Origin of the sequence: Streptomyces sp. NPDC029216, from assembly GCF_040648015.1 — a bacterium.
Classification (GTDB): Bacteria; Actinomycetota; Actinomycetes; order Streptomycetales; family Streptomycetaceae; genus Streptomyces.
This window is the reverse complement of sequence record NZ_JBEZWL010000030.1, coordinates 43,530-62,837: the sequence shown is the minus strand read 5'-3', so window position 1 is coordinate 62,837 and position 19,308 is coordinate 43,530. Positions and strand designations below refer to the sequence as shown.

16 protein-coding genes are annotated in these 19,308 nt (G+C 73.9%); 8 read left to right on the top strand and 8 right to left on the bottom strand.

All coding sequences use genetic code 11. The annotated features are described in order from the left end of the window. The first annotated feature begins 189 nt into the window (after positions 1–189). Together AB0F18_RS14440 and AB0F18_RS14435 are read left to right on the top strand one after the other, a co-directional pair. Complete coding sequence (locus AB0F18_RS14440; protein ID WP_362059382.1) at positions 190–528, top strand: hypothetical protein; 339 nt, start codon at positions 190–192, stop codon at positions 526–528. Positions 529–746: 218 nt separating this feature from the next. Beyond that, positions 747–2,399, top strand: coding sequence for a helix-turn-helix domain-containing protein (locus tag AB0F18_RS14435; protein ID WP_362059379.1), 1,653 nt, complete (start codon positions 747–749; stop codon positions 2,397–2,399). A 193-nt stretch (positions 2,400–2,592) separates the two neighbouring features. Here AB0F18_RS14435 and AB0F18_RS14430 read toward each other — a convergent pair whose 3' ends face one another. Next, positions 2,593–3,087 carry a hypothetical protein gene (locus AB0F18_RS14430; RefSeq protein WP_362059376.1) on the bottom strand — a complete coding sequence of 165 codons (495 nt, stop codon included), beginning with the start codon at positions 3,085–3,087 and terminating at the stop codon, positions 2,593–2,595. 187 nt (positions 3,088–3,274) lie between these two features. Then, the gene (locus AB0F18_RS14425; protein WP_362059373.1) at positions 3,275–4,135 is read right to left on the bottom strand and encodes a TIGR03619 family F420-dependent LLM class oxidoreductase; all 861 of its coding nucleotides are present in this window, start codon (positions 4,133–4,135) and stop codon (positions 3,275–3,277) included. A gap of 85 nt (positions 4,136–4,220) precedes the next feature. On the opposite strand from AB0F18_RS14425, the gene AB0F18_RS14420 reads away from it, so the two are divergent. Continuing rightward, complete coding sequence (locus AB0F18_RS14420; protein ID WP_362059370.1) at positions 4,221–4,991, top strand: hypothetical protein; 771 nt, start codon at positions 4,221–4,223, stop codon at positions 4,989–4,991. Between the two features lie 47 nt (positions 4,992–5,038). Here the strand turns inward: AB0F18_RS14420 and AB0F18_RS14415 are convergent, their stop codons facing one another. Then, on the bottom strand, positions 5,039–6,133 hold the full coding sequence (locus AB0F18_RS14415; RefSeq protein WP_362059391.1) for an ADP-ribosylglycohydrolase family protein: 1,095 nt from the start codon (positions 6,131–6,133) through the stop codon (positions 5,039–5,041). Between the two features lie 332 nt (positions 6,134–6,465). On the opposite strand from AB0F18_RS14415, the gene AB0F18_RS14410 reads away from it, so the two are divergent. Next, positions 6,466–7,545 carry a tyrosine-protein phosphatase gene (locus AB0F18_RS14410; protein WP_362059368.1) on the top strand — a complete coding sequence of 360 codons (1,080 nt, stop codon included), beginning with the start codon at positions 6,466–6,468 and terminating at the stop codon, positions 7,543–7,545. Positions 7,546–7,605: 60 nt separating this feature from the next. Here AB0F18_RS14410 and AB0F18_RS14405 read toward each other — a convergent pair whose 3' ends face one another. The 4 genes from AB0F18_RS14405 to AB0F18_RS14390 form a co-directional block, all read right to left on the bottom strand. After that, positions 7,606–10,197: a bifunctional FO biosynthesis protein CofGH gene (locus tag AB0F18_RS14405; protein WP_362059365.1), complete on the bottom strand. Its 2,592-nt coding sequence runs from the start codon at positions 10,195–10,197 to the stop codon at positions 7,606–7,608. A gap of 40 nt (positions 10,198–10,237) precedes the next feature. Next, a complete protein-coding gene (locus AB0F18_RS14400) occupies positions 10,238–11,023 on the bottom strand; it encodes an SDR family oxidoreductase (protein WP_362059362.1) in 786 nt (261 codons plus the stop codon). Positions 11,024–11,125: 102 nt separating this feature from the next. Further along, complete coding sequence (locus AB0F18_RS14395; RefSeq protein WP_362059359.1) at positions 11,126–11,848, bottom strand: hypothetical protein; 723 nt, start codon at positions 11,846–11,848, stop codon at positions 11,126–11,128. A 276-nt stretch (positions 11,849–12,124) separates the two neighbouring features. Beyond that, positions 12,125–12,361, bottom strand: coding sequence for a hypothetical protein (locus AB0F18_RS14390; RefSeq protein WP_362059356.1), 237 nt, complete (start codon positions 12,359–12,361; stop codon positions 12,125–12,127). A 269-nt stretch (positions 12,362–12,630) separates the two neighbouring features. Here AB0F18_RS14390 and AB0F18_RS14385 point away from each other — a divergent pair, with 269 nt between their 5' ends. Then, complete coding sequence (locus AB0F18_RS14385; protein ID WP_362059354.1) at positions 12,631–14,322, top strand: lytic transglycosylase domain-containing protein; 1,692 nt, start codon at positions 12,631–12,633, stop codon at positions 14,320–14,322. Between the two features lie 253 nt (positions 14,323–14,575). On the opposite strand, the gene AB0F18_RS14380 is transcribed toward AB0F18_RS14385, so the two are convergent. Further along, on the bottom strand, positions 14,576–14,779 hold the full coding sequence (locus AB0F18_RS14380; protein ID WP_007265804.1) for a cold-shock protein: 204 nt from the start codon (positions 14,777–14,779) through the stop codon (positions 14,576–14,578). 236 nt (positions 14,780–15,015) lie between these two features. Between AB0F18_RS14380 and AB0F18_RS14375 the strand changes: the two genes are divergently transcribed. The 3 genes from AB0F18_RS14375 (at position 15,016) to mqnC (ending at position 19,307) form a co-directional block, all read left to right on the top strand. Beyond that, the gene (locus tag AB0F18_RS14375; protein ID WP_362059352.1) at positions 15,016–15,879 is read left to right on the top strand and encodes a menaquinone biosynthesis protein; all 864 of its coding nucleotides are present in this window, start codon (positions 15,016–15,018) and stop codon (positions 15,877–15,879) included. Between the two features lie 343 nt (positions 15,880–16,222). Beyond that, positions 16,223–18,001: a serine/threonine-protein kinase gene (locus AB0F18_RS14370; protein ID WP_362059388.1), complete on the top strand. Its 1,779-nt coding sequence runs from the start codon at positions 16,223–16,225 to the stop codon at positions 17,999–18,001. 106 nt (positions 18,002–18,107) lie between these two features. Further along, entirely contained in the window at positions 18,108–19,307 is a 1,200-nt protein-coding gene (gene mqnC, locus AB0F18_RS14365; protein WP_362059349.1) for a cyclic dehypoxanthinyl futalosine synthase, read from the top strand. Position 19,308: the final 1 nt, after the last annotated feature.

The following is a 19,308-nucleotide window of genomic DNA, read 5'->3' as shown; positions in this document are numbered from 1 at the left end:
GCCATCGCGCAGCGACGCGACCGAAGGGAGCGCCCTTGACAGGCCGGACCGGCACGGAAGGACAGTGGACTGGCGGGAAGCCCCCGACACACCCCCGACCCTGGTCAGGGATGCACCGCCCGCCCCGAAGCCCCCGCCCCGCCGTAAAAGCAGGTGCGGCTGCGTACGGCCGCCGCCTAGCTTGAGGCGGTGAGCAGCGACTATCCATTCGCCGACGGCTACAACCTGATCTGGGACCTGACCGGCTTCGCTGAGGCGGACGAGGAGATAGTCGAGTCCGTTTCGCTGTCCCGAGACCAGTTCCTGAGGATCAGGCACCTCTTCGTGCTGGGGAACGACCCCTGGATGGTGGCGGGCGAGTACCGCGTGGCGCCGAGCATCTGGGCGCACGTCCGCCGCGCCGTGCCGGGTGTCCGGTTCCAGCGCGATGCCGACTACTTCCTCGGCGCCCGTCAGGCCCTGCCTGACGGGCGCTTCTGGCGTCCGGCCCCGGGCGTGGCGGCGCCGGGGCCGATCCCGCCGCCTTAGGCGGTGACCCCGCCCAGGAAGGCGGTCCAGGTGGCGGGGTCCGGCTACGGGCTGCGCACCGTGGACGCGGTCGCGACCGACTGGGGGGTGATGGACCGGATCATCGGCAAAACGGTCTGGGCGGAACTCCGGACGCCCCACATGCGCGCCGCCGGCCGCCCCCGGCCGGGGACTAGCATCCGAGGCGGGGCCCGGTGCAGAGGAAAGGCGGGGTATCGGTGACTGGCACGCCTGAACCCGTAGTTGGGACCCCGGGTGCGCGCCCGGCCGACCCGCTCGCCGGCCTGCTCAAGGCCGCCCGCGTCGCCCCCCACGGGCACCGCGCGGCCGTCCGCAGGGTGCTCGCCTGGCTGGGCGGGGCCGTCGGAGGGGTCGCGCGGCTCGGGGCCGGGGGACCGGACCCCCAACCCGCCCCCCACCCCGACCCCCACCTCCTCCGAGCCGTCTCCGCCGGCACCCCCCGCTCCGCCGTGGTGTCCGAGCCCGGGCGGTACCTTCGCCTGCTGGCGCTGGGCCCCGAGAGCCCGCACCCGGTGCTCGTCGTCTCCCGCCCCACCCCCTACGACGAGACGGCCGCCTCCCTCGTCGCCCACGCCGCCACCGTCCTGGAGCTCCTCCTGCGGGCCGGTGAGGCCGACGCGCAGCGGCGCCGGCTGGCGGAGGCGGGCTACGGGGTGCGGCTGTCCGTCCTCCAGCTGCTCATGGGCGGCGAAGTCGCCCTCGCCCAGCGGACGATGGCCGGGCTGCGGCCCGGCCTGCTGGACGCGGAACGCGCGGTGGTCCTCGTACTGGAGGCCCCCGAGGCGGAGCGGCGGGAGGTGGCCCGGGCCTGTGAGGGGCTGCTCGCCGGGCGGGCGCTGGTCGTGCGGTGCCCCGCGGACGACGGGCACGTCATCGTCGTGGCGCCCCTGGGGACCCCCGGCCCCGGTCCTGCCGACGGCGGGGCGGAAGCCGCCCTCCGCGAGTTCGTCGCCGATCACCCCGGGGTGTTCCTCGGGGTCAGCGACCGGCACTCCCTCTCACGGGTCGCCGCCGGCTACGACGACGCCATGCGGAGCCTCGCCGCCGCGCGCCTCCTGCCCGGCCGGGTGGCCGACCACTCCGCCCGGATCCGGCTGCCGGAGGTGCTGGACGCGGGCGCGGCGGCGGCCTGGGCGGCTGCGTTCCTGCGGCCGCTGGCGGCCGTGCCGCCGCAGGACCGGGGTCAGCTCACGGCCACCGTGCGGCTCGGGCTGGAGTTCACCGCGGTGAACGCGGCACGGCTGCTCGGGATCAGCCGCAACACCGTACGGGCGCGGCTTGACCGGGCGGCCGGGCTGCTCGGGCTGGACCTGGGCGACGTCCGGGCCCGCGCGGCGCTGGACCTCGCCCTGCGGTTCCACGACGGAGGCGGAGGCGAGCGCGAGCATGCCACCGGGTCCACCAGGCCCACCGGGCCCACCGGGGCCACCAGTGCCCCCAGCCCCGCTGGGCCGGTCGATGCCGGCCCCCGGCTGCTGGACGGGCTCCTCGCCAGCGCACCCGTCCGGGCCTGGGCCCAGAGCCTCCTCGCCCCGCTCTCCACCGACGAGCGGGATCTGCGCCGCACCCTGTGCGACTGGGTCGGGGAGAACTGTGCGGTGGAGCCGGCCGCCCGGCGCCGGGGCGTGCACCCGCAGACCGTGCGCGAGCACCTGCGCGCGGCGGAGGCGCTGCTGCGGCGGCAGCTCATCGCGGGCGGGAGCGGGCTCTACGAGGTGGTGCTCGCCCTCACCGCGGCGGGGGAGCTGGACACGGACCCTCCCGGCCCTTCCCACCCGCGTCCGGGCCGGTCACAGGAGGCGCACCGTGCACCGGTGACACCCTCCTGCCCCGCGACCGTGCATCCGTGAGCTGGCGGCCGGTCCACCGGGACCCTAGCTTTCCTTCAGCGGTGCCGCGCGGTCGGCGCCGTCAACGGGGGGATCGGAGCCGCAGGTTCCGATCCAGCACGCGGGAGCGTGACGCCGAACCGGGCCCGGAGCCTCCCTAGAGCACCGGGCCCGGTTCGTCATGCCGGGGGACCTTGGCGCGGCCCCTCCTCGGCTACTTCTTCGTCGGCAGGGCCGGGAGCGACGGGAGCTTGCCCGGCTCGCTCTTCTGGAAGGTGTCCTGGCCGGCGGCGCCTTCCCAGGTGACCTTCAGGGTGGTGGCGTCGACCGAGTCGACCTTGCCCTTGGAACGGGTGCCGCCCGCCGGGCACTTCAGGTCGAGGTCGGCACCGCTGGCGGTGCCCTCGCAGGTCAGGCCGGTGGTGCCCTCGACCACGAACGCCTTCTGGCCCTTGACCGTGAGCACCACGCTCTTCTGGATCGAGATCCAGCCGCCTTCCAGCGTGCCCGCACCCGTGCCCGCGCCCGTCCCCGTGCTCGCGCCGGCCGTCGGGGCGGCGGTCGGGGCGGCGGTCGGGGTGGAGGCGGCGGAGCTGGGCTTCGCGTCCGCCTTCGGGGAGCTGTCGCTGCCACAGGCGGTCAGGGTCAGGGCGGCGGCCAGGCCGGCGGCGGTGAAGGCGGTGATGCGCAGGGTGCGGGTGCTGTGCACGGGAAGGTCCCCCAGGGAAGCGAGTTGATCGATCGACGGAGTGGAGCGGAAAGGAACGCGCCAAAGTACCAGCCGTGCGGGCGGGCCGAGGCACCTGAAGACACGCTCCGCCGGGCCGGGGCGGTTCCGGCCGCCGTGTCCCGGAGTTCCGGTGGCCCGGAGCCGCGTAGTCCCGGGGCCCGGAGTTTCAGAGGTACTGCGCGTAGTCGTCCAGGGTGCGCAGGACCTCCTCCTCCCGGGCCGACGGGAGTTGCAGGACGACCTCCTCGATGCCCAGCTCGGCGTAGTGGGCGAGCTTGCCGGGGTTGGGCTGGACGGCGTACGGGACCACCTGGAGGGTCTTGGGGTCGCGCCCGGCGTCCTCCCAGGCCCGGCGCAGCACCGGCAGGCTCTCGGTCAGGCCGCGGCCGCCGATGGGGAGCCAGCCGTCGGCGTGGTCGGCGACGGCGGCGAACAGCTTCGGGCCGGCCGCGCCGCCGATGAGCGTGCGGGGGCCGTGCAGCCGCTCCCCGGCCGGGAGTTCGCGCGGGGGCGTGGCCGGCTTGGGGTAGGCGAGGCTGGCCTGGACGGAGCCGTACGGGCCCTCGTACGCGGTCGGCTTCGGGGACCACAGGGCGCGCATCAGGGCCATGTGCGCGCGGACGCGTTCGCGTCGGGTGGGCCAGTCGACGCCGTGGTCGGCGGCCTCCTCGACGTTCCAGCCGTAGCCGATGCCGAGGGTGAGGCGGCCGCCGCTGAGGTGGTCGAGGGTGGCGGCCTGCTTGGCGAGGCCGATGGGGTCGTGCTGGGCGACCAGGGTGATGCCGGTGCCGAGGTGGAGGCGGCGGGTGACGGCGGCGGCCTGGGCGAGGGCCACGAAGGGGTCGAGGGTGCGGCCGTACTGGTCGGGGAGTTCGCCGCCCATGGGGGCGGAGGTGGCGCGGCTGATGGGGATGTGGGTGTGCTCGGGGAGGTAGAGGCCGGAGAAGCCGCGCTCTTCGAGGGAGTGGGCGAGACGGGTGGGGGAGACGGTGCGGTCGGTGAGGAAGATGGTCGTGGCGATCCGCATGGGCGAGGGCACCTCCGAGTCGTCGGGAGGGCCAAGGTACGGGGTTCGGGGTGCGGGTGGCAGGGCGTGTGGTGAGGTGGGAGGTATGGACGCTATGGAGACGATCACCGTTCCGGAGACGCTGCACGGGTACCCCGGGGTGGCCTTCGGAGGTTACGTGGCTGGGGTGTTGGCGGCGCGGGTGCCGGGGGGTGGGGTCGGCGCCGGTTCCGGTGCCGGTGGCGGGGCGGTGCGGGTGGACTTCCGGCGGCCCGTGCCGACCATGACCGCGGTGCGGGTGGGGGCCGGGGCCGACGGGACGGGTGCCGCCGTACTCGACGCGGACGGGGTGCTGCTCGCCGCCGCGACGGCGGTGGCCGCGCCGGGCGGGGAGGTGCCGGAGGCGCCCTCCTGGGCGGAGGCCTCGAAGGCCGCCGACGCCTACCGGGCGGCGCCGCCGGACGGGCAGGTCGACTGTTTCGGATGCGGGCTGGGGCGGAGCCCGGCGATGGGGCTGCGGCTGCACTGCGGGGTGGTGGAGGGGCGGGACCTCGTGGCTGCCGCCTGGACCCCGGACCCCGCGCTCCTCGACCCCGAAGGGCTGCTGCCGCCCGAGCTGATGTGGGCCGCGCTGGACTGCCCGGGCAATGCGGCGGGCCGGCTGCTCGGTGAGGGGGGTCCTGCCGGGGCGGTCACGGCCGCGCTGACGGGACGGCTGCTGCGGGTGGTGCCGGGGGCGGGGGGTCTGGTGTCGTACGCCTGGCTGTTGGGGGTGGAGGGGCGTAAGTGTGCGGTGGGCACTGCGTTGGCTACCGCGGACGGTGAGCTGTGTGCGGTGGGGGAGGCGTTGTGGGTGCGGCCTCGGGGTGTGGCGTAACGGGGTCCCCGCGCCTCGAACGCCGGCGAGGCCGGATTTTGAAGGCGTCAGCCCCTCGGGTAGCGGGTCAGCCAGGCGGGGGTGGAGGTCGAGGGGCTGTGGAGGGTGGGGCCGTGGGTCATTTCCAGGGCGAAGTCGTCGGCCAGTTCCAGGATGGTGGCCCGGCCCTCCAGGGTGGTGAGCCAGGGGGCCGGGAGTGCGGTCTCGCCGTGGAGGGCGCCGAGCAGGGCCCCGCACACGGCGCCGGTGGCGGTGGAGTTGCCGCCGTGGTTGACGGCCAGGCTTAGCCCGTGCCGGACGTCCTCCGCGACGAGGGCGCAGTAGACGGCGGTGGCAAGGACGGCGGAGGCGTCGTCGTCGGGGGAGAGGGACTCGACGGTTCCGGGGCCGGGCGTGCCCTCGGTGACGGCGGCGACGGCGCGGCGCAGGGCGTCGGTGACGGGCTGGTGGCCGGGGCGGGCGGCGAGGAGGGCGAGGGCGCGCCGGACGGAGGTGTCGAGGGTCTCGCCCCGGGTGAGGCCGTGGACGATGACGGCGAGGGCCCCGGCCGACAGGTACGCGGTGGGGTGGCCGTGGCTCTGGGCGGCGCACTCGACGGCGAGCTGGAGGACGAGGGCGGGGTCCCAGCCGACGAGGAGCCCGAACGGGGACGACCGTACGGTGGCGGCGGCGTCGCGGGCGGTGGGGTTCTTGGGCTGGTCCAGGGTGCCGAGGGTGTCGTCGGCGAAGCCGGTCAGGCAGGCCCGGTCGGGGTCGCGGCGGGCGTAGAGCCACTCCTCGCGGGCGAGCCAGCCGTCGTTCTCGCGGCGCTCGTCGGGGCCCCAGTCGTGCTGGGTGGCGGCCCAGCGGAGGTAGGCGCGGTGGACGTCGGTCGGGGGGTGCCAGCCGCCGGTGTCCCGGCGCACGTGGGCCCGTATCAGGCCGTCGACGGTGAACAGGGTGAGCTGGGTGGACGCGGTGACGGTGCCGCGGCGGCCGTGGGCGGGGGCGGGTTCGGTGAGGCCGGCCGGGCCGTGGGCCTCGCGGATGCCCACCAGGGAGAGGCCGCCGACGGGGGCGCCGAGGGCGTCGCCGATGGCGGAGCCGAGCAGGGTGCCGCGCACCCGGCTGCGGAAGTCCTGCTGTTCGGTGCGGCCCCACAGGGTGAGGGCCGAGGGGGGCGGCGCGGCTTCCGCCCCCGTGGGTGTCACCGTTTCGGCGGCCGCCGTCGTCGTCGTGTCCATGTCGTTCCCCCCAGAGTCTGGCGCGCACTGTAGTGGACGACTTCGGTCGGATTCGGAAGACGTCGGTCAGGTCGCCCATAAGTGAGCGGAGAACGGCCGGAATGCGAGCCGTTCCGGTCAGATCGGTCAGCCTGGGTGGTCCAGGGGGTGAGAATGATCAGTGGCACGTTTTGTCACTTGCCTTTCCGGGGGCTGGATCCAGCCATGTCCTGTTCATCCCCGGTTCTCCGCGGGCCCCGAGCCTCGACCCCATGAAGAAGGCTCTCCTCGCCGCGACCGCCGTCGCTGCCTCCGCTCTCGCCGCCTCCCTGGTCGTGGCCCCCGCCGCCTCCGCCTCCGGCTGGGAATGGCCCGGCCGCCACCACGACCGCACCTCCATCCCCTTCACCGAGGCCGCCGTCACCGCCTCCGCCGACGGCTCGTTCGCGCTGGAGTGGAACGCCAAGGGCACCCGGCACGTCGAGATCAAGGCGAACGGCAAGGTCGTCGCCCGGGGCGGCGCCCAGGGCCGGGCCACGGTCAAGGGGCTGCCCGCCGCCGACCGCCAGTGGTTCGACTTCAAGGCCGACCACGGCCAGGGCCTGCACCTCGCCGACCGGCGGATCAGGCTGGAGGGCGCGGTCAACTTCCGTGACGTCGGCGGCCACCGCACCGCCGACGGCCACTGGGTCAAGATGGGCGAGGTCTACCGCTCGGACGCCCTCGACAAGCTCACCGCCGACGACCTGGCCACGCTCCAGCGGCTGCGCGTGAAGACCGTCTTCGACCTGCGCACGCAGGACGAGCGCACCAAGGACGCCGACCGGGTCCCGGCCGGCGCCCACTACGCCGTCGCCGACGTCTTCGCTGGCTCCGGCGCCTTCCAGACCCTGCCCAAGTCCCCCGACGAGGCCGTCCAGGCCATGATCGGCGCCGAGCGGAGCATGGTCGGCGGCGAGGGCGGCAAGAAGGCCTACGCGCAGGTGCTCGACGGGCTCCGCGACGACCGCGCCCACGCCGTCCTCTTCCACTGCACCGCCGGCAAGGACCGCACCGGCTGGGCGGACGCCACGCTGCTGACCGCCCTCGGCGTCCCGCAGGAGACCGTGATGGCCGACTACCTGGCCAGCAACGACTACCGCAAGGCCGCCAACGACGCGATCCTCTCCCGCCTGCCGGCCCCGCAGGCCGCCGTCTACAAGCCGATGCTCGACGTGCGCCCCGAGTACCTGAACGCGGGCTACGACGAGGTCAAGGCCAGGTACGGCACCTTCGACCGCTACCTGAAGGACGGCCTCGGCATCGACGCCCGGGAGCTGCGCGAGCTGAAGCGGGACCTGCTCGTCGGCTGACCACCGCATCGCGAGCAGGACGGGAGCGGGGTCCGTGGGACGGGCCCCGCTCCCCTGCGCTCAGTCCAGGACCGGCAGCAGCTGCGGCAGGTGCCCGTCCGAGGCGCGGGCCGCGTCCTGCCGCTCCTGCGGGACCTCCCCGTACAGGGTCGTACGGGCCCTCGCCGGCCGGCCCGCGGCCTCGGCGACCGCGACCAGGTCCCGGACCGACTTGTACGAGCCGTACGAGGACCCCGCCATACGGGAGATGGTCTCCTCCATCAGCGTCCCGCCCAGGTCGTTGGCCCCGGACCGGAGCATCTCGGCCGCGCCCTCCGTGCCCAGCTTCACCCAGCTCGTCTGGATGTTGGGGATGTGCGGGTGCAGCAGCAGCCGGGCCATCGCCGTCACCGCCCGGTTGTCGCGGACCGTCGGGCCGGGCCGGGCGATGCCCGCCAGGTAGACGGGGGCGTTGGTGTGGATGAAGGGGAGCGTCACGAACTCCGTGAACCCCTCCACGCCCTTGGCGAGCGCGCTCTCCTGGATGCGGGCCAGGGTGCGGAAGTGGCCGAGCCAGTGCCGGGGCTGGTCCACGTGCCCGTACATCATCGTGGACGAGGAGCGGATGCCCAGCTCGTGCGCGGTGGTGATGACCTCGGTCCAGTCGGCCGTGGGCAGCTTGCCCTTGGTGAGCACCCAGCGGACCTCGTCGTCCAGGATCTCCGCCGCCGTGCCCGGGATCGAGTCCAGCCCGGCCTCCTTGGCGGCCGCCAGCCAGTCCCGTACCGACATCCCGGTGCGGGTGGCGCCGTTGACGACCTCCATCGGGGAGAAGGCGTGCACGTGCATGCCCGGAACCCGCTGCTTGACCGCTCGCGCGATGTCGAAGTACGCCGTCCCGGGCAGGTCCGGGTGGATCCCGCCCTGCATGCACACCTCGACGGCGCCCACCTCCCAGGCCTGGGCGGCCCGGTCGGCGACCTGCTCCAGGGAGAGGGTGTACGCGTCGGCGTCGGTGCGCCGCTGAGCGAAGGCGCAGAAACGGCAGCCGGTGTAGCAGACGTTGGTGAAGTTGATGTTCCGCGTGACGATGTACGTGACGTCCTCGCCCACCACCGACCGGCGCAGGTCGTCCGCGATCCGGCACAGGGCGTCCAGCGCGGGGCCGTCCGCGTGCAGCAGGGCCAGGGCCTGGTCGTCGCCGAGCCCCTCCGGGTCGTCGGCGGCCTGCGCGAGCGCGGCCCGTACGTCGGTGTCGATGCGCTCGGGGACCATGCCGGGGGCGGCGGCCTCGCGCAGGGCCTCCCAGTCGCCGTAGACGTGGTCGAAGTCCTCGCGGCGGTCGCCCGTGCGGCCCTCGGTGTCGATGGCGGTGTGCAGGTCGGTGCGCCCGGCGGCGGTGAACGCCTCCTCCGGCTCCTGCCAGGGGTGCCCCTCGACGGTGGCGTCCGGGAGGGCCAGGCCGGTCTCCGGGTCGGCCAGCGCCCGCACGTGGGGCAGCAGGCGGGGGTCCAGCCAGGGCTCGCCCCGGCGCACGAACTCCGGGTACACGCAGAGCCGTTCGCGGAGCTCGAACCCGGCCGCCGCCGACCGCTCGGCCAGCAGGTCGATCTGGGGCCAGGGCCGCTCGGGGTTGACGTGGTCCGGGGTGAGCGGGGAGACCCCGCCCCAGTCGTCGATGCCGGCGCCGATCAGGCGGGCGTACTCGCCGTCGACCAGGTTGGGCGGGGCCTGGAGGCAGGCCGAGGGGCCCATGATGTGCCGGGCGACGGCGATCGTGGCGACCAGGTCGTCCAGTTCGGCGTCCGGCATCCCGCGCATCGCCGTGTCCGGCTTGGCGCGGAAGTTCTGGATGATCAGCTCCTGGATGCCGTGGTAGGCGCGGGAGATCCGGCGCAGCGCGAACAGCGACTCGGCGCGCTCCTCGTACGTCTCCCCGATGCCGATCAGCAGCCCGGAGGTGAAGGGGACGGAGGAACGGCCGGCGTCCTCCAGGACCCGCAGCCGGACGGCCGGCTCCTTGTCGGGGGAGCCGTGGTGCGGGCCGCCGGGCTCGGACCACAGGCGGGTGGCGGTGGTCTCCAGCATCATGCCCATGGACGGCGCGACCGGCTTGAGGCGCTGGAAGTCCGCCCAGGACATCACCCCGGGGTTGAGGTGGGGCAGCAGCCCGGTCTCCTCCAGGATGCGGACGGAGATGGCGCGGACGTAGGAGATCGTGTCGTCGTAGCCCTCCGCCTCCAGCCACTCGCGGGCCTCGGGCCAGCGGTCCTCGGGCTTGTCCCCGAGGGTGATGAGCGCTTCCTTGCAGCCGAGGGCGGCGCCCCGGCGGGCGATGTCGAGGACCTCGTCCGGGGACATGAACATCCCGTGGCCCGCACGCCGCAGCTTGCCGGGGACGGTGGCGAAGGTGCAGTAGTGGCACTTGTCGCGGCACAGCCGGGTGAGGGGGATGAACACGCTCTTCGAGTACGTGATCATGCCCGCGCGGCCGGCGGCCGCCAGGCCCGCGTCGCGGACCCGGGCGGCCGAGGCGGCCAGGTCTTCCAGGGCCGTGCCGCGGGCCTGGAGCAGCACGGCCGCCTCGGTCGCGTCGAGCGCGACGCCGTCGCGGGCCCGCCGGAGCGCGCGGCGCATCGCGTTGTCGGTCGGAGCGTCACTCGGAGTGGTCATACGGCGAGCATACGATCCGCCCGGGGGCCGTTGGAGGGCGTCATCGCATCAGCTCACCGGCGTTGACCAGCAGGGACTGGCCGGTTATCGCCCGCGCCCGGTCGGAGGCGAGGAACACGGCGGCGTCCGCCACGTCCCCGTCGGTGGCGAGGTCCGGCAGGGCCATCCGGTCGGTGAGGCGGGCGTGGACCTCGGCCTCGGGGACGCCCTCGGTGTGGGCGGTGAAGGTGACGAAGGCCTGGACGGGCGGGCCCCACATCCAGCCGGGCAGCACGGTGTTGACGCGGATCCGGTGCGGGCCGAGCTCGCGGGCCAGGGAGTACATGGCGGAGGTCAGCGCGCCCTTGGAGGCGGCGTACGCGGCCTGGCGGACCTCGTTCGGGGCGGCGACGGCGGACTGGGTGCCGATGAGGACGACGGAACCGCCGCCCCGGGTCTTGAGGGCGGGCAGGCAGGCGCGGGTCATGCGCAGGGTGCCGAGGAGGTTGACGTCGAGGATCTGCTGCCAGGTGCCGAAGTCGGCGTCCTCCAGGCCCCCGAAGTAGGAGTCCCAGGCGGCGACGTGCACGACGGCGTCGATGCCGCCGAAGCGCTCGGACGCGAGCGCGGCGAGGGCCTCGCACTGCCGCTCGTCGGTGATGTCGGTGGGCAGGTACGCGGTGTGCGCGCCGTCGGGGTCGATCTCGGCGGCGGATTTGGCCAGGTTGGCCTCGGTGCGCGCGCCGAGCACGGCGTTCCCGCCGTCGCGGACCACGGCGGCGGCCACCTGGTGGCCGAGCCCGGCCCCCACACCGGAGACGACGACGGTCTTCCCTCGCAGCAGCATGACGCGCTCCCGGCGACTCGGATGCTTTCTGACGGTGCGTCAGGGTAAGGGGGCGTGGCTGCAGTGTGAAGGGGTGCGGGGGCGCGGGTCGGGTGCCGGGGTTCAGCGGCGCCCGGTGGCGTCCAGGTAGATGTTCACGAGGACCCAGGTGAACCACAGCAGCGGGATGATCGCCACGTAGGCGAGCGGCCGGGCGTGCACCGGCGGGCCCTCCTCCAGCGGCTGGCGGCCCGGCGCGGGGGTGGGGTTCGGGAGCTTGCCGAACTTGATCGAGGCGATCAGGTTCCAGAGCAGCGTGAACGGCGTGAAGATCACCAGGGACAGGGGGCCCCACCAGCCCTGGCACAGGGTCTTGGTGGTCATGATCCGGACCAGCGCCCGGCCGCACTGGCGGCAGAAGGGGCCGTTGAGGGTGTGGAAGCGCATCAGGATCAGCACGCCGACGTGGGCGCGGACCGCGAAGTTCGCCGCCTCCGGGGCCCCGCAGTTGCGGCAGCCGGGCGCGGGCGCGTGGCCGTACGGGGGCGCGTACGCGGGGTCGTGCGGCAGGGCGCCGGGGCCGCCCTGCTGGGTCGGGAAGCCGGTGGCGGGCTGCGGCGGGTAGCCGGCGCCCGGGTTGGTCGGGTAGCCGACGGGCGGCTGGCCGGGCTGGCCGGGCTGGCCGGGCTGGCCGGGGTGCGCGGCGGGCGGCTGGCCGGGCTGGCCGGCGGGCTGCTGGGTGTACGGGTTCGGCTGCTGGGCGGCGGCGCCCGCGTACGGGTTCGGCGGGACCGGGGCGCCCGAGTAGGGATTCGGCGCGGGCTGCTGCGGCGGCGGAGTGGTCATGGCAGGCCTTCGGGATCGGCGGCGCGGGCAGGAGAGCGGCGGCCGGCGGGCGGAGGCAGGGCGGCGAACGGCCTGGACCACGGCCCGCTCCTCCTTCCGGACGCGTTCACGGAAGGAGGAGGCGTCGTACACCAGTGCTCTCGTCTGGCCTGAAAGTATCAGGAGTTGCTCTGTTCCCCGGTCATGCCGGGGGCCGCGGCCGCGGTCACCGCTTCCGGTTCGCCGCGACCAGCTGCCCGAAGGCCCCCGGGGTGATCGTCTCCAGGCCCTCGCCCGTCAGCACGTCCACCCCCTTGCCGTCCTGCCGCCCGCCCCGCTCTCCCCCGAACCCGCCGACCGGGAGGCGTAGATGCCCACCCCGGCCGCGACCGCGAGGACGGCGGCCAGCGCCCCGCCGACGAGCAGCCGCCCGCGCCGCCGGGCCTGCCGGGCCCGCTCCTCCCGCTCCTCCCCTTCCGTCAGGAGCCGTTCGCGGGCTGCCCGCCGCTGGTCCTTCTTGCCGCCACTCGCCATGAAAACAGGCTAAATTCCCATGAGGCCTGCCAGGAGGGGTCTTTGGGATGTTCCGGGCAGGGCGGGAGGTCCCGTTCGGGGCGGGCCGGAGGGCCGCAGGAGCCGGGCTGGACGTCCTGGGCCACAGACGGGTGAAGCCGAGACGAATGGTGCGTCATATCTGCGGGGGCGACGGCGAGTCGTATCCGAATACCTGATAGACAGAACAATCACGGCCCGACCGGCCGTGCACCTGACTTCGCCGGCCGCCTTGGGGGGATCGCCGCACCGTGAAGCCGCTTCACCGTCATGTAGTCAACACCTCGCGCAAGGTTCTGTGCACGGCTGCGCTCGCGGCGAGTCTCACCACCGCCGCCGTCGTGACCAACACCCCGGTCGCGGGCGCGGGCGAGGCCGAACCCACCCCGGACAGCCCGCAGGCCACCGACCGCGGTGACGCCCGCCTCGACCTTCCGGGCCAGCTCGCCGACCCGGTCGTCCCGCCCGCAGCGGGGGGAACGGCCGCCGAAGGCGCCGCCGGCATCCCCGCGACCGCCCTCGACGCCTACAAGCGCGCCGAGGTCGCCGTCGCCGCCGCCCTCCCCACGTGCAAGCTGCCCTGGCAGCTCGTCGCGGGCATAGGCCGCGTCGAGTCCGTGCACGCCTCCGGCTACGGACTCAAGGACGACGGCACCACCGAGCGGCCCATCCGCGGCCCGCGCCTCGACGGCAACGGCTTCGCGAAGATCCTCGACACCGACAAGGGCGAGTTCGACGGCGACACCGAGTACGACCGCGCCTTCGGCCCGCTCCAGTTCATCCCCTCCACCTGGGCCACCTGGAAGGCCGACGGCAACGGGGACGGCAAGCGCGACGCGAACAACATCTACGACGCGGCGCTGGGCGCGGGCCTCTACCTCTGCTCGGGCGGCAAGGACCTCTCGAACCCGGCCGACCTCGACAGGGCGATCCTCGGCTACAACGACTCGCGCGAGTACGTGAACAGCGTGCTCGGCTACATGCGCCAGTACCAGCAGGACGGCACCGCCGGGATCCCGAACCCGCCCATGGGCACCTACCCGACCCCGCCGACGCCGACCGTGCCCACCCCGCCGCACGTCCCGTCCCCGAACCCGTCCGGGTCGAAGCCGGCGCCGACGCCGGACCCCAAGCCGACGCCCAAGCCGGACCCGAAGCCCACCCCGACGCCGGACCCGTCCAAGCCGACCCCGGCGCCCGCCACCCTGGCCAAGCTGGAGCGGGTCGGCGACGCGAAGCTGGAGGCGGAGGCCGGCAGCACGTTCGCGGAGGGCGCCCGCTTCAAGGCGGTGCTGAGCGACGGCAAGCCGGCGGCCGGCCAGGCCGTGGTCGTCGCGGTCGAGCAGGACACCACCGGCGGCACGGGCTTCGTCTTCGGCGACGAGTCGAGCGTGGTCGTCCGTACCGACGCCGAGGGCATCGCCACCGCCCCGCGCCTCAAGGCGGGCCCGAAGGCGGGCACCTTCACCCTGCGGGCCACGGCCTACGACGCCAAGGGCCAGTTCACCGTGGCCCTGGACGGCAAGGTCACCGAGAAGCCCGCCGAGAAGCCGCTGGCGCTGACCCGTACCGACGGCTCCAAGGCCGTCGAGGTCGCGGCCGGCGCCCCGGTCCAGGGCCTGGCCTTCCTGGCGGCCCGCGGCGACACGCCCGAGGCGGGCGTCCAGGTCACCGCCGAGCTGGTCACGGGCAAGCCCGGGGCCTGGGTCCCGGTGGACCCGCAGACGGCCAAGGGCCCGTACTTCAAGGGCGCGGCGGACGGCCAGAAGCTGTTCACCCTGGCGCTGCCCAAGACCAAGGCCGACGGGAAGATCGCCCTGCCGGACCTGCTGACCGCGGACGTGCCCGCCGGCACCTACCACCTGCGGCTGACCACGGCGGACGGCACCGAGCTGGTCCTGGACCTCACGGTCACCGCCCCCAAGGCGGCGCCCACCGCCTGACCCGGGCCCGCAGGCACCGCACACACGACGGCACGGCCGGTCGCCCAGCGCGACCGGCCGTGCCGTCGTCCATGTGCACACAGTGCGAGGGGGCATCACTCAGGGGAGCCAGGATTCGCCCGAACGGCGGCCGGCGGCGGGTGCCCGCTCCGGAGCAAAAAGGCAGGAGCCCCGCCCCCTTCCGTTCGCACGGAAGGGGGCAGGGCTCCTTGGGTACTGCGTTATCCGACCGCGATCCGGTCGGCCTGGCGACTTAGGCCGGGGTGACGTTCTCCGCCTGCGGGCCCTTCGGACCCTGCGTGACGTCGAAGTTCACCTGCTGGTTCTCCTCCAGGGAGCGGAAGCCAGAGGCGTTGATCGCGGAGTAGTGGACGAAGACATCCGGGCCGCCGCCGTCCTGGGCGATGAAGCCGAAGCCCTTTTCAGCGTTGAACCACTTCACGGTTCCGGTAGCCATGAGCCCTCCTATGGGCCAAAGGGTCGCCCTGCTCCAGAACCTGCTAAGAAGTCTGAAAACTACAAAAGCCTGCGGGTTACATGCTCCGCAGGCCTCGTACTGCAAGGGAAACCAAACTGCAACTTGCGTCGAGCCTAGCACGCACCCTCGGGGCGAGACCAGAGGGAAAGATCACGTCACTCGGACGTTTGAGACCCGCTCGATCGCTGACGGAGAACCGGGGCTAGTCTCGCGATGTGGACGTCTATCGCAGCCGGCCCAGGGTCGGCCACATCCAGTTCCTGAACTGCCTGCCCCTCTACTGGGGACTCGCGCGCACCGGCACGCTGCTGGACATGGAGCTGACCAAGGACACCCCCGAGAAGCTCAGCGAGCGCCTCGTCCGGGGCGAGCTGGACATCGCCCCGATCACCCTCGTGGAGTTCCTCCGCAACGCCGACCAGCTCGTCGCCCTCCAGGACATCGCCGTCGGCTGCGACGGCCCCGTCATGTCCTGCGTGATCGTCTCGCAGGTCCCGCTGGAGCAGCTGGACGGGGCCCGGGTGGCCCTCGGCTCGACCTCCCGCACCTCCGTCCGCCTCGCCCAGCTGCTGCTCGCCGAGCAGTACGGAGTGCGGCCCGACTACTACACCTGCCCCCCTGACCTGGGGCTGATGATGCAGGAGGCCGATGCGGCGGTGCTGATCGGCGACGCCGCGCTGCGCGCCTCGCTGCACGACGCCCCCCGGCTGGGCCTGACCGTGCACGACCTGGGTCTGATGTGGAAGGAGTGGACGGGGCTGCCGTTCGTCTTCGCCGTCTGGGCCGCCCGCAAGGACTACCTGGCCCGAGAACCCGGGATCGTCCGGGAGGTCCACGAGTCCTTCCTCGCCTCCCGGGACCTCTCCCTGGAGGAGGTCGTGAAGGTCGCCGAGCAGGCGGCGCGCTGGGAGGCCTTCGACGCCGGGCTGCTCCAGCGCTACTTCACCACCCTCGACTTCCGCTTCGGTCCGGAACAACTCGCCGGGGTAAGGGAATTCGCCCGCCGCACGGGAGCCGACACGGGCTACGCGGCGGATGTGGACGTGGAGTTGCTGAAGGTGGCGGCCCCGGAACGCTGATCGCCAATACCCCGGAGATCTTCAAGGGGGATCTTCCGCTTCACGGAACGGGAATGTTCCGTTTGCCGGTAATTCGTTCGCCTTTCGCATTCCCGTCGCACACGTCCGGTGAAGCGGAAGAAGATGTCTTCCGGGGAATACGGGCCGCGGTGCGGGGAAGCGGACGGCATTCGGCGGAAGACGACGGCGGAACCCTTTGATCCGGCGGGTCCGGCGCACCGGGACGAGAACCCCCGGTTCACGGCGGCAGGTGCTGCGCCGCGCGCACCGGCGCCGACCCCGCCCCACCCCCTAAGGTGCTGCTGTCCGGGTGACCACGGAGCCCGGGGACAGGGGGGACGCGATGCAGCCGCTCGAAGCCGGTGAGCCGCGGACGATCGGCGCGTACCGGCTGCTCGGCCGGCTCGGCGCGGGCGGTATGGGCCGGGTCTACCTGGGCCGCAGTGCGGGCGGCCGGACCGTCGCGGTGAAGGTCGTGCACCCGCACTTCGCCTCCGACACCGAGTTCCGCGCCCGCTTCCGCCGCGAGGTGGAGGCCGCGCGGCGGGTGGGCGGGGAGTGGACCGCGCCCGTGCTCGACGCCGACCCGGAGGCGGCCGTGCCGTGGGTGGCGACCGGGTACGTGGCGGGGCCCTCGCTGGACCGGGCGGTCGCCGGGCACGGCCCGCTGCCGGAGGCCTCGGTACGGGCCGTGGGCGCGGGGCTGGCGCGGGCGCTGGTGGCGGTGCACGGGCTGGGCCTCGTCCACCGGGACGTGAAGCCGTCGAACGTGATGCTGACCCTCGACGGGCCGCGGCTGATCGACTTCGGGATCGCCCGGGCCACGGACGGCACCGCCTCGCTGACCTCCACCGGGGTGTCCATCGGCTCGCCCGGCTACATGTCGCCGGAGCAGATCCTCGGCAAGGGCGTCACGGGCGCCTCGGACGTGTTCTCCCTGGGCGCGGTCCTGGCCTTCGCGGCGACCGGCCGGCCGCCGTTCAGCGGGGACAACTCCGCGACCCTTCTCTACAAGGTGGTGCACGAGCCGCCGGAGCTGGACGCGATCCCCGCCGGGGGGCTGCGCGAGCTCGTCGCGTCCTGCCTGGCCAAGGCGGCGGCCGAGCGGCCGACGCCGCAGGCCCTGGCGGCGGCGCTGGGCGGTGCCCTGGGGGCCCCGGGCTGGCTGCCGGCGCCGCTGGTGGAGGAGGCGAGCCGGGCGGCGGTGGCCCTGCTGGACCTGGACGCCGATTCCTCCGAGGGCGGGGTCGGCCCCGGCGCCGGCTCCGGGGCCGGGTTCGGCGCGGGATCCGCGTCGGCGTCCGGGCCGGTGCCGTTCACGCAGGGGTCGTTCGGCGGGCCCGTCGGGGTCGGGTTCGGGACGCCGGACCCCTCGTACGGGACCCCCTCGGGGTACGCCGGCGGCGCGGGGTCCTACGGCCCCGGCAGCTTCGGCGGCGGCGTGTACGGGGCGCCCACCGAGACGGCCGGGCGCGCCGGCGTGCCGCAGCCGCGGACCGCTTCCGGCGCCGAGGGCGGCCGGGTCACCCTCAGCGCGGCCGGCCGCCGCTTCAGCTGCACCCTCGTGCTCGGCGCGGCCGCCGTCCTGGCGGCACTGTCCGGCGGGCTGTACGGGATGGGCCTGCTGCCCGGGCAGGGCAGCCGGGACGCTGCGGTGGGGCACCCCCCGACGGCCGCCTCCACCCCGGGCGGCGGCTCGTCCGGAGCTCCATCCGCGCCGGCGTCCCCGTCCGCGTCGGCGTCCGCCCCGCCCAAGGGGACCCGCGGCGACGTCCCCAAGGAGCTCATCGGCACCTGGAAGGGCACCGTCACCACCAACCTCGGGGCCACTGCCGAGTTCGAGATCACCATCAAGGCCGGAAAGGTCGGCGAGGTCGTCGGCCGGGACAAGTCGGTCCTGCCCCTCCTCGGCACCGACTGCAGCGGCGACTGGAAGCTCTCCTCCGCCACCGACGGCTCCCTGGTCCTGGACAGCTCCGGCGGCCCCAACCCCGCCCCGGGCATCTGCGCGGGCGGCTCCGCCGACGAACGCTTCACCCTCAACCCCGGTGGCTCGCTGCACTACAGGTCGGGCGACAGGGGGGCCGGCAACCCCGAGGGGGACCTCACCCGCAGCCCCTGACGCGGCGCCCCGTTCCGCCCCGGCCCCCTGGAGGAGCCGGGCACGGGCCCTGGCGTAGGCTGGATCGGTCCGGACCCTTGACACACCGCCGAAAGGTGACCCACCGGTGACCGACCTGGCCGCACTCCAGTCCGTCCTCGACCGCGCCGCCGAGGGGGGCCGGATCACCAAGGAAGAGGCGCTCGACCTCTACCGGCACGCCCCGCTGCACGCCCTCGGCCAGGCCGCCGACGCGGTGCGCCGCCGCCGCTACGCGGGTACCGAGCACATCGCGACGTACATCATCGAGCGCAACATCAACTACACCAACGTGTGCGTCACGGCCTGCAAGTTCTGCGCCTTCTACGCGGCCCCCAAGGACACGAAGAAGGGCTGGAGCCGCGACCTCGACGACATCCTGCGCCGCTGCGCGGAGACCGTCGAGCTCGGCGGCACGCAGGTGATGTTCCAGGGCGGGCACCACCCGGACTACGGCGTGGAGTACTACGAGGAGCACTTCTCCGCCATCAAGAAGGCCTTCCCGCAGCTGGTCATCCACTCCCTCGGCGCGTCCGAGGTCGACCACATGGCCCGTATCTCGGGGGTCTCGGCGGAGGAGGCCATCAAGCGCATCCACGCGGCCGGCCTCGACTCCTTCGCCGGCGCCGGCGCCGAACTCCTGCCGGAGCGGCCGCGCAAGGCGATCGCCCCGCTGAAGGAGTCCGGCGAACGCTGGCTGGAGATCATGGAGATCGCCCACAAGCTGGGCGTGGAGTCCACCTCCACCATGCTGATGGGCACCGGCGAGACCAACGCCGAGCGCATCGAGCACATCGCGATGATCCGCGACACGCAGGACCGCACCGGCGGCTTCCGCGCCTTCATCCCGTACACGTACCAGCCCGAGAACAACCACCTCAAGGGCCGGACCCAGGCGACCGTCTTCGAGTACCTGCGCATGATCGCGATCGCGCGGCTCTTCCTCGACAACGTCGCGCACATCCAGGGCTCCTGGCTGACCGTCGGCAAGGAGGCGGGCCAGCTCTCCCTGCACTACGGCGCCGACGACCTCGGTTCGATCATGCTGGAGGAGAACGTGGTCTCCTCCGCCGGTGCCAAGCACCGCTCGAACCGCCAGGAGATCATCGACCTGATCCGCAAGGCGGGCCGCGTCCCGGCGCAGCGTGCCACGACGTACGAGCACCTCGTCGTGCACGACGACCCGGCGAACGACCCCGTCGACGACCGCGTCGTCTCGCACATCTCCTCGACCGCCATCGAGGGGGGCACCGCGCACCCCGAGCTGAAGCTCGTCTCCACGAACTGAC